The sequence below is a fragment of the Paracoccus spongiarum genome (assembly GCF_030732095.1).
Classification (GTDB): Bacteria; Pseudomonadota; Alphaproteobacteria; order Rhodobacterales; family Rhodobacteraceae; genus Paracoccus; species Paracoccus spongiarum.
The window spans coordinates 17841-33666 of the sequence record NZ_JAVAMQ010000003.1 but is presented as its reverse complement, the minus strand read 5'-3'; the positions used below and the strand labels follow the sequence as shown (position 1 = coordinate 33666).

The following is a 15826-nucleotide window of genomic DNA, read 5'->3' as shown; positions in this document are numbered from 1 at the left end:
CCTCACTCTCAAGAGGTCTGGTAGCAGCAGGAGCCTCGCTGATGATGCATCCGGGAAAGCATACTGTGAACGCGTGGGGCTCGCGACACGAGTGCTGGTAAGATACACCTGCGATGCTGCCCAATGAGCAAGCACCAGTTTCTGATTATGGCTCAGCGTCGACAACGCCACCGGCATCGTCGACCAGCCTCGGCTGCCGCGCTTCAAGGCGTACACCAATTACGACAACTACGTCGGTGTCGGCACATGGACGAAGATCGGCCTGAACAACACCGACACCAACGATCAGGGCGCGTTCGACGCCGCGAACAACCACTTCGTGGCGCCGGTGGACGGCACCTACCTCTTCGGCGCGACGCTGCTCTACAAGATCAACGCAAGCGCCACGGCGCGCATGCGCGGACGGCTGGTCCTGAACGGCGCGACCGAAATCCGGGGCTCCTTCGGCGAAATCTCCGCCACCCATGTCTCTCGCCACCGCCATCTGGCTGCAGACCATGGTGCCGCTGACGGCGGGCGATACCGTCGAGCTGCAAGGGTATTTCCGCGCTCAGGATGGGTATTTCGCGGCCGACCAAACGTCCCTTTGGGGCTGCAAGGTCGGCTGACGCATCCCTCCAGATCACCGAAAGATATCAACATGACAGACCGTAACTCCCTCGCGCAGGAGGTCGGCGCGGCCTTTCGAGACCATGGCCTGACTGCGGCTATCACAGCCCTGATCGGCGGCACCACCGCCTTGCTGGCCTCCGTTGCTCGCAAAGCCTTCACCAACGACGCCATGCTCGCCCGGCTCGACCGTGAGCTGCTGGCCGAACGCGCCCGCGTCGAGCGCCAGCGCGCCGAGGACCGCAAGACCGATGCCGAACGGCTGGCCCGAATCGAAGCCGACATCCGCGCAATGCGCGCCCTGATGTTCGAAGCGTTCCAGCGCGGCGGGAAGGAATGACAACCCGCACACAGTGTAGCGACGCCAAGCTCGATCGGAAGGGATGGAACAACTAGATTATGAGCTGCACCAATCCAGCAACGCTTGCCGCCACCACTCCGTCCTGAATGATCTTTTGTTTCGCTTCTGTTGAAAGGGCTTCCCCCTTCAGCATGGACTTTGCATTCGCCGCGAGTGTCACCATCGCAGCGACGCCCATACTGTTAACAATGTCCGCGTCGGCCCCGTGCCCGAGCTCGGAAAAAACCTCGGACGTATCAGCTGTAAGGCTGGCATTGCTGAACCCAGACGAAGCCCAATCTAGCGAAGAGCCAGCGACCTCACTGGTCACGAGCACGTCGATGTTTTCGTATTTTTCGTTGTGTTCACGTACATAAGACGCGTAATTTGTCGCCTTGAGTTGAACCTCGGCAACATCGCCGGTCTCAACATTGATAATCCGGACATCTGCGCCAGCGTGGTTCGTGTCACCAAAAAGCTCGACGATGTATTCGTCGCCATCCAGATTCTCTTGCCGCTCAAACGCGAGCTCGTGGTAGATTCCCTTGACATTATTTTTGAGCCCGGCAATTTGCTCAACGGATAGCGATTGCACGTATTCTGACAGTTCAAGTTCACTGGCATCTGCAAGGCTGTTGTTCGACCGACGTAGCGCCTGAAGAACCAGTTCCTCATCTTCCGTAAACGAAGGCAAAGTGTCCGACATCAATTTCAATATCGTGGCGGATACGACGCCTGTAACGACAGGGGCAGCGGCTGTGGGTTTTCTTCCGACTGACGGCTTGTGAACGTGAGCCGTTGGTAGGGAGTCGAACAATTCGACCAGATCTACCTTGCGATCTTCAAGCCGCATCAACGGAAGTTCTGGCCAGTCGCTGACTTTGGCGATGCAGACATCCAACTGTTCGAGGAGGTCATGTTTTAAGTTCTGATGCAGGGTTTCAGCAGTGAGAGGGTCCAAAACGGCGTTTTGATTGGCCCGTTCACGAAAAGCCGTTGCCAACATCAAACATGTTTCGACAAACCGCATTTCTTGCGGGTCCAAGGACTTCTTCTTGCGCCTTTTACCGGTCCATTTCCCAACAAGCTTGCGAGACCCGAAATATGCTACTGCTCCTCCAGCGGCGGCTACGCCCAAGACGATCCATCCGCCAGTTACAACGCTTCCACCAATCCAGGCCAACGCGGCACTATTGAAAGCCGCGCCTGAAAGTGAAGAGATGGCCGTTCCCGTACTGGCCGTTCCGAGAATGGATGCGATGGAAAATAGACTTACTGTCGTGCCTGCCGCAGCCAATTTACCAGAAAGCGCTGTAACAATCCTTGCCGACGTGCCGCGTTTTTCAATCAACAGCGCATCGACGAGATCTTCCAGCGAGATCGCCCCTTTTTCAAAGAAGTTCTCCGGCGTATATTTGGTATGTCTAAGTTCAAATTCCGCGAATTTAACAGCCGCGTGATCTTTGACCGCTTTACCCCCTTTTACGGCGAGTTTGCCTGTCTGCCGCCCCACGGGCTTGGCGATTGCCCAACCAGCTTTCCCAGCGACCTTAGCCAAAAACAGCGCCGAACGCCCGGTCGCATTTGCCGCCCGCATTGGTATCGAAGGCCTTTTTGTGCTTTTTTTGTCCAAAGTTACACGCTCCACGTGGTCTTATTTACGGGCTCAGGCATACCGTATCGCAGCTGGCTGATCCGGTGAAGCTACATCACAGCGTTTGGGACTTTCCCCAAGGTCCGCAAAGGACTGTCCTATCGGTGACTGAAAGCAGAAATGCGCGATTATCACCTTTTTAATTGGGCTGCTGCGGTTGGAGCTCTGGGCTCCCTCCCGTCGTTCACTGCGATCTGCACGAAATCTGGCTCTCCCTTTTGGCGTCGTTGATGACGTGACGGTCAAAGCCGTCCGACGTCACATACATCCGCCTTCCCACTTCTCACCCGACCCGCCCATGTGGCGGGTTTTTTTCGTCTCTGGAGGACATCATGACCACGACCTTCCACCGCCATTGGCGCGACGTGCCGGAGAGCGCCTGGCGCTGGCCGAACTTCAGCCCGGCCGAGATCGCCTGCCGGGGCACCGGCAAGCTGCTGAACAACGAACCCGCGCTCGATAAGCTGCAGGCGCTGCGTGACCGGCTGGGCAAGCCGCTGATCGTCCGCTCGGCCTATCGCAGCCCCGAGCACAACCGCGCCGTCGGCGGCGCCACGCGGTCGAAGCATCTGGACGGCGCCGCCTTCGACATCGCCATGGCGAACCACGACCCGGTGGCCTTCGAGGCCGCGGCACGCGAGGTCGGGTTCCGCGGCTTCCTCGACCCGATCCCCGAGGTGCTGGTTTATGTGGCGCTGACGGCGTGGGTGCTGGGGATGGTGGGGCTATTGCGCAGGATAAGGGCAGGGCTACGCCGACCTCGGGCGCCCCTCTGATCCTCCCAACGCACCCGGCCCTCCCGCGCCCATGAGATCGCGTCATCGAGGCGGTCATCCACCCAGTACACCTCTCCGTCCACAACGAAGCTGGGCGAACCGAAAATCCCGAGGCCCATGGCACGCCCCGTCTCTTCCGCAAGGGCAGCGACGGCGGCTTCACCCGACGCATGGGACCGAGCCGCGACTCCGGCCCGACTCACCGGTATCCGATGCCAGTGACGTAATCCATCAGCAGGGTCTCTTCGTGCTCGCGATCCGCGAGCAGGGCCACGAGCACATCGCGTGCGGCAAGCACGCCCAGGGGACCCCCGGCGCCGTCCACCACCGGCAAATGCATGAACCCCGTCCGCTTCATCCGGGCCCAGATGTCATCGAGCGACTCCGAGGGTGTGCAGGACTCGACTTCGGCGGTCATCGCGGCTTGGACGGATTCCGTGCAGGAACAGCCGGTGCAATGGCTGATGCGAGCGACGATGTCCGTGCGGCTGACCACACCACGAAGAACGCCGCTCTCGTCGCAGACGATGATCAGCAGGGTCTCCGGGCGGTCGAAGGCCTGCGCGGCGTCGACCAGTCGCGCCGAGCGATCGACCGTGACAAGGCGGCGGCTGGCCCTTTCGAGAAGGGTCGCGGGGATCACGGTCCTGCCCCCGGTCCGATGTCTGTGCCGGGTGCGCCCGGATTTTGCGTGCCAGTCCTGACCGGAAAAGTCGCCCGCGTCAGGATGTGTCCGCCCGCATCCACGATGAACCGGCAGGCGCGGCCGCCGTGGTGAAAGGTCAGACGCCAGCGCCCGGCATCCTCGCCCACCCCGGCCTCGCAGCGCGAGGTGATGGTCCCCGCGCGCATCCGCGCCCTGGTCTCCTCCTGCGACAGGCCGAACGCGTCCGCCAACAGGGACGCGTCGATGACAAAATCGTCTGCGTTGCGTTCGACCGGTGTCATGGCGCATCTCTCCAATAGTCATTCGCCGCCGCCACGGTGGCGAAATGCGTTGCCACGACCTGGCTCGAGGCGATCAGCGCGTCGGCATTTTCGGCGTAGACCGGGCGCAGCTTGTCGCGCACCTCGGCGTCCGGCTGGGTCATCTTGATCGCGACGCGGGCCATCTTGACGGCCAGTTCATAGCCTTCTTGCGGTGTCGCTGTCTTCAAGGTGGGGAGCCATGTGGTCATCGAGCATTCCTTCCGTTTTTTGGTTGCTTGTTTCTGATGCCCGACGGTTGCAACCGCCGGGTTGATGGTCTGTCAGCCTCCCCTCAATGGTTCGAGCGCGATATCGGCGAGCGTCGCGCGATCGAGGTCGGCGAGAAAGGCCGCCTCGGCCGAGCGTATGCGCGCCTTGAGCCGACAGCGGCCGTCAAGCGTGCAGGCGCCGCCACCCCCGCTCAGGCATTCGACGAGCGGCTGGCCCTCTTCAAGCAGGCGCACAACGGCGCCGAGCCGGATCTCCGACGCAGGCCGGGCCAGTGCCGCCCCGCCGCCACCGCCGCGCCGGGTTTCGATCAGCCCGGCCTGCGCAAGCCGCTGCATGATCTTGGCCAGATGGTTGCGCGACAGCCCGAACTCGTCGGCCAGATCGGCGGTCGAAAAGGCGCGATCCGGCGCGCTCGCCATGCGCATCAGCATGCGCAGGCCGTAGTCGGTGAAGGAGGTGAGGCGCATCGCCGCGAGTGCCCTGCAGGAATTGGTATTTACAATACCTATTAGCAGGTCTAGCCTTGTTTGCAAGACCCGAACCGCGAGGCCGTCATGTCCACCGCCGAACCATCCGCACAGATCGCCTCCGCCCGGCCGGAGATGACGGCGGCCATCATGGCGGAAACGGGCCTCGACGAGGACGTCCTGCGCGACCTCGTCCATTCCTTCTACGCCAAGGTCCGCCGCGATGCGGTGCTCGGCCCGATTTTTGCTGCGCGGATATCGGACTGGGACCCTCACCTTGAGCGCATGGTCGCCTTCTGGTCCTCGGTCGCGCTGATGACCGGCCGCTACCATGGCCGCCCGGTGCCCGCGCACACGCCGCTGCCGATCCACGGGGCCCATTTCGAACGCTGGCTGGGACTGTTCCGCGAGACCGCGCGGGAGGTTTGCTCCCCCGCGGGCGCCGCGCATGTCATCGAACGGGCCGAACGCATTGCCCGCTCGCTCCACATCGCCGTCACGGAGGCACAGGCTGCCCCCGACGCCATTCCCGCCTTGAGCTGATGAAAGGATCCCCAGATGTCCGATGCCGCCCCGATCCACGACGCCGCCGAACTGACCCGCTACATCGAGACGCGGTACCACGCGCGACACCGCGAACAGTTGCCGCCGCTGGCCGCGATGGCCGCGAAGGTCGAAGAAGTGCACTTCGGCGACGACCATGTGCCCGATGGGCTCTCGGACGTCCTGCGCCGCATGATCGGCGAGATGGAGGTCCACATGAAGAAGGAGGAATTGATCCTCTTTCCCGCCATCCGCAGGGGTGGCGGCCCCGGCATCGAGAACCCGATCGCCGTGATGCGGGCCGATCATGACGACCACGCCGCAGAGGTCGCCGAAATCCGCCGTCTGACCCGCGAACTGACACTGCCCGAAGGCGCCTGCGGCACCTGGACGGCACTCTATGCGAGGCTGAACGAATTCATCACCGATCTCGAGGAACACATGCGGCTGGAAAACGACGTGCTGTTTCCGCAGTCCGAGCCTGGAAACACCGCTCATGCCTGATCTTCATTTTCCACAGGCAACGCGCGCCCATGCCGAGCGGCGGCACGCCCTTGCGCCAGCGGCGGACGACGCCTTCCGCGCCTTCTCCAAGGCGGTGTTCGCCGAAGGCGCGCTCGATGCGCGCACCAAGCAGATCATCGCCGTGGCCGTTGCCCATGTCACGCAATGCCCCTGGTGCATCGAGGGCCATGTCAGGGCGGCCCGGCGCGCGGGTGCCACGCCGGAGCAGATCATGGAGGCGATCTGGGTCGCCGCCGAGATGCGGGCCGGCGCCGCCTTCGCCCATTCGATCAAGGCGCTGGACCTGATGGAGGACGACCCCGCGTCATGACGGATGGCCTGTATCCCGCGCTGCGCACACCGCTCTGCGATCTGCTGGGCTGTGACGTGCCGATCCTGCTGGCCGGCATGGGCGGCGTGTCCCGCTGGGAGTTGGCGGCGGCTGTGGCCAAGGCTGGCGGCTATCCGACGCTCGGCATGGTGCGCGAGGCGCCCGAGCTGATCGCGCGCGAAGTTCAGGCGCTGCGGGCGGCGACCGACCGGTCCTTCGCGGTCAACCTGATCCCGGCGGCGACCGACCCGGACCTGCTCGACGCCCAGATCGCCTGCTGTCTCGACCTCGGCGTCGGGGCCTTCTCGTTCTTCTGGGACGTGGTGCCCTCGGCTGTGGAGCGCGTGAAGGCGGCGGGCTGCCTCGTCCTGCACCAGGCCGGCACGGTGCAGGCGGCGCGCGATGCCGAGGCAGCGGGTGCGGACGTGTTGATCGCGCAGGGCGTCGAGGCGGGCGGGCACGTCCACGGGCGCATCGGCGCCTTCGCCCTGACGGCGGAGATCCTGTCCGGGTCCCGGGTGCCGGTCGTTGTCTCCGGCGGGATCGTCGATGGACGGGGGCTCGCCGCCGCCCTCGCCATGGGGGCAGTGGGCGTGCATTGCGGCACGGCCTTTCTGGCGACCACCGAATCCTTCGCCCATGACAGGCACAAGCGCCGACTGGCGGCGGCCCATGCTGCGGACACGGTTCTCACCGATGTCTTCGTTTTGAACTGGCCGCGCGGCGCGGCCGTTCGCGTTCTGGCCAATACCGTGACGGAGGCGCTCGGCGACCGCCTTCTGGGTCACGACCCCGACGCCCTGCCGCGGGAGCCCATCGCCTGGGACGATGGCGTTCCCCGCCTGCGGTTCAGCACGGATTCGCCCCTGCGCACGACGACGGGGGATCTGGAGGCGATGGCGCTCTATGCAGGCCAGGGCGTGGGGCGGATCACGGACGTCGTTCCCGCCGGCGAGCGCCTGCGCCTGATGGCGGACGAGGCGACAGTCTTGCTGGGCCGCTTCCGGTCCGACGGTTGCGGGCACGAGGAGGCACGTCATGGCGGGGAATGACGGGTCCGAGGGCCGCTACGCCTCTCCGCCCTGCATGGCGGGCGAGATCGCGCCCGATTATTTCGATCCGCTGGGCGTCGACCCGGAACAGGCGCGCGACGTCGCGCGCTGGCGCCGGGCCGAGCGCCTGCGACTGCGCGCCGAGCGCCAGGCGTTGAGCGTGGATGCGCGGGTCGCCGTGGGGGCCGCGTTGTCGGGTCACCTGCGCGACCTTCTGGCAGACCGTTTCGGCGACATGCGGGATCGCGTCTTCTCGGCCTACTGGCCGATCAAGGGCGAGCCCGACCTGCGCCCCCTGATGGCTGATCTGCACGGGACGGGCGTCCAGGTCGCGCTGCCCCTCGTCGAGGTCAAACAGGCCCCGCTCGTCTTCCGCCGCTGGACGCCGGAGACACGCATGGTGCGGGGTGATTGGAACATCCCTGTTCCGCCGCCGGAGTCAGAGGTCGTGACGCCGGACGTGGCCCTTGCTCCGCTTGTCGGCTGGGACCGGGCCGGCTATCGGCTCGGCTATGGCGGCGGCTACTTCGACCGCACGCTCGCGCATCTCGCGCCGCGCCCCTTCGTTATCGGCATAGGCCTGCAGGCGGCCGAACTCGCGACGATCTACCCGCAGCCCCACGACGTGCCGCTGGACGCGATCATCACCGAGGAGGGTGTGCAGGTCATGCGCCTGGCCGAGCGGACGGAACAGCATGACCCCGCAGAGCACACCTCTGGTGCGACGGAGAGACCACAATGGCGCTGAAACATGCCGCCGCAGGCGAGGCCGTCGATCTCCGCCCGCTCGGCGCCCGTCTCTCCGCCGCCAGAACGCACGCCATCGTCCGCACGTCGAGCTTCGAGGCGGTGCGCCTCGTCGTGCCTGCAGGTGTCGAGATCCCCTCGCACAGGGTCCCAGGCCGGATCACCCTCCAATGCATCGAGGGGCACGCCCAGCTCGGGCTGTCCGACGCGACAATCGACTTGCGGGCGGGCGATTGGGTCTATCTCGATGGCGACGAGTCGCATTCGGTGAAGGGAATGGAGGATGCATCGTTGCTTCTGACAATTCTGTTTGCGACCGACGGCAAGACGCCGGAACCTGGTCGTGAATAGAATGCACAGCATGCGCGGCATGTGTTTTCAATTGTTCCCGACAGGTGTTTTCGTTCAGGTACGCTTGTGCCGTTGTGCAGGGCGGCGCGACCGTCACGGATCGGGCATGATCCGTGTTACCGAACGCACGCAGGAGAATGATCGGCGCTGTAACTGATCCCACGTTCCAACTACGATAATGGCGCAAGGCGCGAGGACCGGCAGTTCGACCACGCGATGCAGCGGACAAACCTCACGCACGATAGTTCAGACCAGCCAGAATGAGAGCAGCGCGATGACCGATCACATGCCTGACGACGTGTCGCCTGCCGGGCGTGATCTGCGCGCATACACCGATGAATTGCGGCCACTTTTCCCGGTGGTCAGGAACGACGCCGGCGAATATGTATTGCTTCGACACGCCGATGTCGCCGCCGCCGCCCTCGACGACGTTCGCTTTTCAAGCGCAGTATCCCGCCACCTGCAGATTCCCAATGGTCTGGACGGAGAGGACCACTCCCGATTCCGCAGTGTTGTCGACCGGTACCTGACCGGCGACGCGCTGGAGCCCTTCCTGCCGGTTTTCGAAGGCGTCGCCGTCCGTCTGGTGGCGGCCCTGCCGCGCGGCAAGCCGTTGGATGCGGTCGGCGACATCGGCGCCGTCTTCGCGGTACGCGCGCAATGTGCGTGGCTGGGTTGGCCGTCCGAGTTGGAGCCGCGTCTGCTGAACTGGATGGAGGCCAACCACGCTGCCACCCGATCGGGCGACTACGAACGGACCGCGGAGGTCGCCGGGGAATTCGACGAGATCATCCGGTCCGTACTCGCCCCCCGTCTGTCCGGGACAGACGCGGCCAGCGACGACGTGACCGCGCGGCTTTGCCGCGAGACCGTCGACGGGCGACCGCTGACGGAACCGGAGTTGACCTCGATCCTGCGCAACTGGACCGGGGGTGACCTTGGGTCGATGGCGCTATGCGTTGGTGTGGTCGTCGCGCATCTGAGCCGGGAACCGGACCTTGCGGCGCGGATGCGCACGGCCCCGGACGCTGAAATGGACGCGATCATCGACGAAATCCTGCGTCTGGACGACCCGTTCGTCTCCAACCGCCGGGTCACGACCTGTCCCGTTCGTGTCGGCGGCACGGACATTCCGGCAGGCGCTCGCGTGAAGCTTCACTGGACATCGGCCAATCGCGACGAGGCGGTTTTCGGACGGGGCGATTTCGACCCAAAGCACCATGCCGCGGCAAACCTCGTCTACGGCATCGGCAGACATGTGTGCCCGGGCCGGCTGTTGGCCACCTGGCAACTGCGGATCGCGCTTCGGGCACTGCTTGCTTCCGTGCACAGGATCGAATTTGCGCAAGATATGGAACCGGAACGGGAAGTCTCTCCTGTCGGCGGCTTCCGCCGGGTGTGGATCGTGCTCCACTGATCGGTCGGTGGACCCTGTCCTGGGCATGGGGCATCACCAGCATAAAGATCGTGGCCCCTAGGAGCTGGCTGAAAAAAATTGCTTTAAATTAAGCATTTGTGTAGAGATGGGGTGGATGCCGCTCTCCCCAGACGGCATCGCGATGTGCCAAACTCGTGGTGTCGAAACACAAGTTGTAGGAGAGGGCATCCATGGAAGAGGTTACCATCATCGGCGTCGATCTGGCAAAGAACGTGTTCCAGGTACACGGAGCAGCAGCGGACGGGGAGGTCGTGTTCCGCAAGAAGCTGGCGCGACCGCAGTTCGCGCGATTCATGTCGGATCATCCGGCATGCGAGGTGGCGATGGAGGCTTGTCCCAGCGCGCACCATTGGGCGCGGGAATTGTCCGCCTACGGGCACAGCGTGCGGCTGATTGCGCCGCATTACGTCAAGCCGGTCATCAAGCGTCAGAAAAACGATGCCGCCGACGCGGAAGCAATCGCGGAGGCGGCCACGCGTCCAACCATGCGGTTCGTCGAACCCAAGACCGCAGAACAGCAGGCCCGGGCGGTGGCGTTTCGCGCCCGCGAGCAGATCGTGAAGCAGCGGACCGAGGCGATCAATGCCCTGCGCGCGCACCTCTTTGAATTCGGGCACGTCGCGCCGGAAGGGGTCGGGTATATCCCGCGGTTGGCGAAGGTGGTCGATGATCCGGGTTCGGGTCTGCCAGACCTGGCGCGAGACATCTGCCGCATGGTTCTGGAACAGATAGAATTGTTGACGTCCCGCCTCGCCGCAGTTTCGGCAAAGCTCGCCGCCGCGTCCAGGGCGGCCGCCATACCCCGGCAGTTGCAGACCATGCCGGGTGTCGGACCGATCACCGCGCTCGCGGTCGAAACCTTCGCGCCGCCGATGGACCAGTTCCGGCGTGGCCGCGATTTTGCCGCCTGGCTCGGGTTGGTACCGCGGCAACATTCTTCTGGCGGAAAACAGAGGCTGGGGAAAACATCGAAGATGGGGCAGCGGGACATCCGACGACTGCTTGTCACCGGCGCGATGGCGGTGGTCCGCTGGGCCCTGCGCCGTGGCGCACCTCAAAACCCCTGGCTTGAGCGCATGCTGGAACGCAAGCCGCCGTTGGTCGCGGCCTTTGCTCTGGCCAACAAGATGGCGCGCGGCATCTGGGCGATGCTCACGCACGATGAAGACTATCGCGATCCGGTGATCGCCTGCGCTGCCTGATCCGGCAGCAGACAGCGAAGCCGGGCCGCAGAGTTGTGAGGAAGGCATGAACCGAATGGGCACATGATCGACATGATCCGGGTTGGGCAAACCAGAAACCTTCTCAGAGCTTCGAGCTCGCTGTTGGAGATTTGGCCCCGGTCCGCGCATCACCATCTCGGCCAGCGGCATCTATCGGGCCGCGTGAACAGGCCTGACAAGAGTCCGCACTCGATCACATGCCTAAAGTTCAGAAATTCCTTGCAAATGAGAGCGGCATCCACAAGAGAAGGTTGGATATCAGGCTCATCCCCTCCGCCACTTGCACATCGAAAACCCGAAAACAGGTCCCTCGCGGGGCCTTTTTCTTTATGTACCAAAGGGGTTTGCAGGGACCATCCGCCCTTCGGAGACTGGCCGCCTGCGCGAGATCGGTCTCCAAACGCCCAGCGTCTCTTTCCACCCGCCCCTCGCTCCCGGCGAGACGGGTTCAAAACCCCCATAGATTTCAACGAACTGACCGGAGCGCGTTGCGCCTGTGTTTCGCTGGTTCCGGCTTGTTTCGATGAAGTCAGAGGCGCGACACGGGCGGCGTGGTCGTTGGTATGTCTTGGGAGTTTTGCGCGAAGTCTCTGATGACAAACGCAGTTTCGGCCCCTAGCCTGGCGCAATGTCAAACGGGGCCTGGACCGATCAAGAGAACGACCTGATCGTCGCGGATTACTTCGCGATGCTGGCCGACGACGTCTCAGGTCGCCCCTACAACAAGGCCGAGCACCGGCGTGGGCTTCTGCCGCTGTTGAACGGTCGCTCCGAGGGATCGGTCGAGTTCAAGCACCAGAACATCAGCGCCGTGCTGAAGGGGCTGGGTGAGGACTGGATCCCGGGCTACAAGCCCGCCTTCAATTTCCAGATGACGCTGGTGGATGCTGTGGCGCGCTGGCTGGCGCTGAATCCGGCTTGGCTAGGTCGCCATTCGCGTACAGGAGCGCCGACTGGCTTGGCTGAGGCACGGCCGATCTGGATCGGGCTGCCGCCCACGTTGTCGAACCAGCCGCCTCCACAGGAACTGGAGCAGATGCTGCACATCGCCCGCAAATTCGATGTTGCGGCGAGAGACGAGCGAAACCGCGCCCTCGGCCGTGCCGGTGAGGAGCGCGTCCTGGCGCACGAACGAGCCTCCCTGAAATCAGCGGGCCGCGACGATCTCGCGCGCAAGGTCCGGTGGGTGTCGGAGGAGGACGGCGATGGTGCCGGCTACGATATCGCCAGTTTCGCGCCGGATGGCCGTCCGCGCCTGATCGAGGTGAAGACGACGAATGGCTGGGAACGCACCCCTTTCCACATCAGCCGCAACGAGCTGGCCGTGGCCGAGGAGCGGCGCTCGGAATGGTCTCTGTTCCGCCTATGGAACTTCGCCCGCGAGCCGAAAGCGTTCGAGCTGCACCCGCCGCTGAACGCGCATGTTTCGCTGACCGCGACGTCCTTTCAGGCGAGTTTTCACTGACAGCGACGCGGGTGTCAGACGTGTCAATTGCGGCATGTCGCGCGTCGACGCTCTTTACTCTTCGGGACTCCTGATCCAACAGCCCCTGATCTGTTCGTCGAACACTTCGGGAATTCGTTCTTTAATCTCCGTTATGAGAGGCCGCATGGCTTTCCAAGCTTCAGTAGCTAGCCGATTTACTTCATTAATCTCAGCTTGATGATGTGGGGCTACATTCATTTCATCAAACTGGTTGGCTGGAATGACGGACTGCAGCATCACAGATCCAAACCGCTCGGGTGATGAATGCATTCCAAAATAGTCGACAAAGGCCTTCAGGCGCTCGAAGAAGTCTAAGTATTTTTTCTGGACCCGCCCATCCTGGAAATGCGCAATTCCGAGCTCTGTTTCGCTGACCAACAGCGACGCTTCAGTCAGAAATCTAGGGTGTATGCCGCGATGGTAGTCGTGATCTTTCAAAAGTTCTCGGAAGTTCCAGGATCCATACGCAAAGATCTCTCGGCCAAACCGGATATCATTGGGCGTAGATGCTCGATAGATCACCTCCTCGCTCAACTTAAACTCGGTAAATGCCCAGACGACCACCGCAACACCAAAAGCGAAAAACGGCTCAGGTTCGAACTGCCATGCCCCGCCGGGCCACAAGAACCAAACAAGCATTGCAATGGCTGCTAGGCCCGCGCCGATCCGTGCGAATGTCTGATAGTATCTGCTCATGAGACATGAAATGATCTGGCTCGATGCACTTCGTCAAGTCGTGAGAAATGGCCGACACTACTGAGTATGGCCTATCGACCAGCTCTTTGGCAGTTCCGAGAACTGGCGTGGGTCACAGCATTCGACACTTCACGGATGGAGTAAGTTCTCGGAACGCTTGACTTTCTTTTTCTAGAGAACCCGCGCAGCCTGCTCCTGCCATGTCTCCCCCGCCAGAAAACACAGATCGTACAGACTGACCGCCGACGCCTCGCGGCTGCAGGTCAGGCGCTTCAGCACCTCCGGCGCCAGATAGGCGAGGCGTAGCTGGCGGCTGACATGACGTTCGGCCAGACCGACGGCCTCGGCCAGTTCCTGGATTGTGGCGAACTCGCCTGCCTCCATGCGCCGCCGCCAGCCCCACGCCCGGCCGATGGCGCGCAGGATGTGGGGGTCCTGCGCCTGATCCTCGCTCGGGCTGTAATCGGCGGGCGGCATGATCTTGGGTCGCCCGTTCTTCTTGCGCAGCTTCAGGGGGATCAGCACGCGGATCGTGTCATTGCCTCGGGTCATTCGGCGGCCTCCATGTCGCGCGGCGCGATCATTTCGCGAATGACCCCCGCGACGCCTTCGCGGCGGATGTCGACCTCGAGCCCGGCGGCGGTGACGGTGACGCGCCGGACCAGAAGCTGGATGATCCGCGCCTGCTCGAGGGGAAACAGCTGCGCCCAGAGCGTGTTGAAATCATGCAGCGCCGCGATGGCCTCGGACACCTGATTGCGTTTCAGCGCCGCCAGCACCTGCGTGACCACCTCGGGCGTCTGCAGAATGCGCCGCACCTCGGTGGCGATGGCGTCCTCGACCATGCCCGCAGGCAGGCGGGTCGGTGCTTGATAGCTACCGCTGTCTTCCTCCGTCGTGCGGTTCTTGATCACGTCCATCGAGACGTAATAGCGGTAGAGCTTGCCGCGCTTCTTGGTCGCGGTCGGGGTCATGGCCGCGCCGGTGTCGGTGAAGATCAGGCCCTTCAGCGGCGCGGGCGTCTGCATGCGGCTGTTGCTGGACCGGGCGTGGCGGTTGCCCTGCAGGATCGCGTCGACCTGATCCCAGACCTTGTCGGTGACGATGGCCTCGTGCTCGCCCGGATAGGCCTTGCCCTTGTGGACGGCCTCGCCACGATAGACGCGATTGCGGAGCACCCGATAGAGGTAGCCCTTGTCGATCAGCGTGCCCTGCTTGCTGCGAAACCCCTCCCGCCGCAGCTCCTTCGCCAGCATCGTGGCCGAGCCGAGTTCGACGAACCGCTCGAAGATCCGGCGCACCGAGGCAGCCTCAGCCTCGTTGATCACCAGCTTGCGGTCCTGCACATCGTAGCCGAGCGGCACATAGCCCCCCATCCAGATCCCGCGCTTGCGCGAGGCGGCCACCTTGTCGCGGATGCGTTCGCCGATGACCTCGCGTTCGAACTGGGCGAAGCTGAGCAGGATATTCAGCGTCAGCCGCCCCATCGACGTGGTCGTGTTGAAGGACTGCGTGACCGAAACGAAGGTGACCCCGTTGCGGTCGAACACCTCGACCAGCTTCGAGAAATCCATCAGGGCACGGCTAAGCCGGTCGATCTTGTAGACCACCACCACGTCGATCAGCCCATCGTCGATGTCGGCGAGCAGCTGCTTCAGCCCCGGCCGGTCCAGATTGCCGCCCGAGAATCCGCCGTCGTCGTAGCGGTCGCGGGTGGCGACCCAGCCCTCGGATTTCTGGCTGGCGATATAGGCCTCGCAAGCCTCCCGCTGGGCGTCGAGGCTGTTGAATTCCATGTCGAGCCCTTCCTCGCTCGATTTGCGGGTGTAGATGGCGCAGCGCAGGCGGCGGCCGGGGCGCGTATTCATGTCCATGGTCAAACCTCCCGCGGTCGGACCCGCAGCCCGAAGAAGCGATGCGTGATCTGGCGCGCGGGGAGTTCCTGAACCAGCAGCGCAACGTCGTGCTGATCGGCGGGACGGGCACGGGCAAGACCCACATCTCCGTCGGCATCGCGCGGGCGGTCATCCGCAACGGGGCCCGTGGCCGCTTCTTCAACGTCGTGGATCTGGTCAACAAGCTGGAGGCTGAAGCCCGCGCCGGGCGCGCCGGGCGCTTGGCCGAACATTTGATGCGCCTCGACTTCGTCGTTCTGGACGAACTGGGCTATCTCCCCTTTGCCCAATCCGGCGGGCAGCTCTTGTTCCACCTAATCAGCAAGCTTTACGAACAGACCTCGGTCATCGTCACCACAAACCTTGCCTTCGGAGAATGGCCGACGGTCTTCGGAGACGCCAAGATGACGACCGCGCTGCTCGACCGCCTCACCCATCACTGCGACATCGTCGAAACCGGCAACGAGAGCTGGCGCCTCAAAACCCGCGTCTGAACCCGGCTGAAACGCTGGCC

At 63.5% G+C, this 15826-nt stretch carries 18 protein-coding genes and 2 pseudogenes; 12 read left to right on the top strand and 8 right to left on the bottom strand.

Features of this window, described 5'->3' with window-relative positions; genetic code table 11:
• Positions 1-328: 328 nt before the first annotated feature.
• Positions 329-949 carry a hypothetical protein gene (locus tag Q5Y72_RS03895; protein WP_305962109.1) on the top strand — a complete coding sequence of 207 codons (621 nt, stop codon included), beginning with the start codon at positions 329-331 and terminating at the stop codon, positions 947-949.
• A gap of 52 nt (positions 950-1001) precedes the next feature.
• Here the strand turns inward: Q5Y72_RS03895 and Q5Y72_RS03890 are convergent, their stop codons facing one another.
• On the bottom strand, positions 1002-2546 hold the full coding sequence (locus tag Q5Y72_RS03890; RefSeq protein ID WP_305962108.1) for a hypothetical protein: 1545 nt from the start codon (positions 2544-2546) through the stop codon (positions 1002-1004).
• A gap of 389 nt (positions 2547-2935) precedes the next feature.
• Between Q5Y72_RS03890 and Q5Y72_RS03885 the strand changes: the two are divergent.
• A pseudogene (locus Q5Y72_RS03885) lies at positions 2936-3262 on the top strand (D-Ala-D-Ala carboxypeptidase family metallohydrolase); the annotation flags it as partial.
• A 316-nt stretch (positions 3263-3578) separates the two neighbouring features.
• On the opposite strand, the gene Q5Y72_RS03875 reads toward Q5Y72_RS03885, so the two are convergent.
• The 4 genes from Q5Y72_RS03875 to Q5Y72_RS03860 all read right to left on the bottom strand — a co-directional run bounded on the left by Q5Y72_RS03875 (position 3579) and on the right by Q5Y72_RS03860 (position 5046).
• Complete coding sequence (locus tag Q5Y72_RS03875) at positions 3579-4022, bottom strand: CBS domain-containing protein (protein ID WP_183588918.1); 444 nt, start codon at positions 4020-4022, stop codon at positions 3579-3581.
• On the bottom strand, positions 4019-4327 hold the full coding sequence (locus Q5Y72_RS03870; protein ID WP_123130147.1) for a DUF6522 family protein: 309 nt from the start codon (positions 4325-4327) through the stop codon (positions 4019-4021). The genes Q5Y72_RS03875 and Q5Y72_RS03870 overlap by 4 nt, the downstream gene beginning before the upstream one ends.
• Positions 4324-4557, bottom strand: coding sequence for a hexameric tyrosine-coordinated heme protein (locus Q5Y72_RS03865; protein ID WP_123130146.1), 234 nt, complete (start codon positions 4555-4557; stop codon positions 4324-4326). Before Q5Y72_RS03865 ends, Q5Y72_RS03870 begins: the two co-directional genes overlap by 4 nt.
• 72 nt (positions 4558-4629) lie before the next feature.
• On the bottom strand, positions 4630-5046 hold the full coding sequence (locus Q5Y72_RS03860) for an Rrf2 family transcriptional regulator (RefSeq protein WP_305962106.1): 417 nt from the start codon (positions 5044-5046) through the stop codon (positions 4630-4632).
• Positions 5047-5133: 87 nt separating this feature from the next.
• Here Q5Y72_RS03860 and Q5Y72_RS03855 point away from each other — a divergent pair, with 87 nt between their 5' ends.
• The 9 genes from Q5Y72_RS03855 (at position 5134) to Q5Y72_RS03815 (ending at position 12700) form a co-directional block, all read left to right on the top strand.
• Entirely contained in the window at positions 5134-5589 is a 456-nt protein-coding gene (locus tag Q5Y72_RS03855; protein ID WP_221175599.1) for a group III truncated hemoglobin, read from the top strand.
• A 15-nt stretch (positions 5590-5604) separates the two neighbouring features.
• The gene (locus tag Q5Y72_RS03850) at positions 5605-6093 is read left to right on the top strand and encodes a hemerythrin domain-containing protein (protein WP_305962105.1); all 489 of its coding nucleotides are present in this window, start codon (positions 5605-5607) and stop codon (positions 6091-6093) included.
• Positions 6086-6424 carry a carboxymuconolactone decarboxylase family protein gene (locus Q5Y72_RS03845; RefSeq protein WP_123130143.1) on the top strand — a complete coding sequence of 113 codons (339 nt, stop codon included), beginning with the start codon at positions 6086-6088 and terminating at the stop codon, positions 6422-6424. Before Q5Y72_RS03850 ends, Q5Y72_RS03845 begins: the two co-directional genes overlap by 8 nt.
• Positions 6421-7476 (top strand): NAD(P)H-dependent flavin oxidoreductase, encoded by a 1056-nt coding sequence (locus Q5Y72_RS03840; protein WP_305962104.1) that lies wholly within the window; start codon positions 6421-6423, stop codon positions 7474-7476. The genes Q5Y72_RS03845 and Q5Y72_RS03840 overlap by 4 nt, the downstream gene beginning before the upstream one ends.
• A gap of 34 nt (positions 7477-7510) precedes the next feature.
• On the top strand, positions 7511-8224 hold the full coding sequence (locus Q5Y72_RS03835; RefSeq protein WP_123130141.1) for a 5-formyltetrahydrofolate cyclo-ligase: 714 nt from the start codon (positions 7511-7513) through the stop codon (positions 8222-8224).
• Positions 8215-8574 (top strand): cupin domain-containing protein, encoded by a 360-nt coding sequence (locus Q5Y72_RS03830; protein WP_123130140.1) that lies wholly within the window; start codon positions 8215-8217, stop codon positions 8572-8574. Before Q5Y72_RS03835 ends, Q5Y72_RS03830 begins: the two co-directional genes overlap by 10 nt.
• 274 nt (positions 8575-8848) lie before the next feature.
• Positions 8849-9991 (top strand): cytochrome P450, encoded by a 1143-nt coding sequence (locus Q5Y72_RS03825; RefSeq protein ID WP_123130139.1) that lies wholly within the window; start codon positions 8849-8851, stop codon positions 9989-9991.
• 191 nt (positions 9992-10182) lie between these two features.
• Complete coding sequence (locus Q5Y72_RS03820) at positions 10183-11214, top strand: IS110 family RNA-guided transposase (RefSeq protein ID WP_305962103.1); 1032 nt, start codon at positions 10183-10185, stop codon at positions 11212-11214.
• A gap of 649 nt (positions 11215-11863) precedes the next feature.
• Entirely contained in the window at positions 11864-12700 is an 837-nt protein-coding gene (locus tag Q5Y72_RS03815; RefSeq protein ID WP_305962102.1) for a protein NO VEIN domain-containing protein, read from the top strand.
• A 54-nt stretch (positions 12701-12754) separates the two neighbouring features.
• On the opposite strand, the gene Q5Y72_RS03810 is transcribed toward Q5Y72_RS03815, so the two are convergent.
• The 3 genes from Q5Y72_RS03810 to Q5Y72_RS03800 form a co-directional block, all read right to left on the bottom strand.
• Positions 12755-13417 carry a hypothetical protein gene (locus Q5Y72_RS03810; RefSeq protein WP_305962101.1) on the bottom strand — a complete coding sequence of 221 codons (663 nt, stop codon included), beginning with the start codon at positions 13415-13417 and terminating at the stop codon, positions 12755-12757.
• A 171-nt stretch (positions 13418-13588) separates the two neighbouring features.
• Positions 13589-13969 carry a ParB/RepB/Spo0J family partition protein gene (locus tag Q5Y72_RS03805; protein WP_305962100.1) on the bottom strand — a complete coding sequence of 127 codons (381 nt, stop codon included), beginning with the start codon at positions 13967-13969 and terminating at the stop codon, positions 13589-13591.
• A complete protein-coding gene (locus Q5Y72_RS03800) occupies positions 13966-15291 on the bottom strand; it encodes a recombinase family protein (RefSeq protein ID WP_305962099.1) in 1326 nt (441 codons plus the stop codon). Before Q5Y72_RS03800 ends, Q5Y72_RS03805 begins: the two co-directional genes overlap by 4 nt.
• Positions 15292-15329: 38 nt before the next feature.
• Between Q5Y72_RS03800 and istB the strand changes: the two are divergent.
• Positions 15330-15806 (top strand): annotated as a pseudogene (istB, locus tag Q5Y72_RS03795) (IS21-like element helper ATPase IstB); the annotation flags it as partial.
• Positions 15807-15826: the final 20 nt, after the last annotated feature.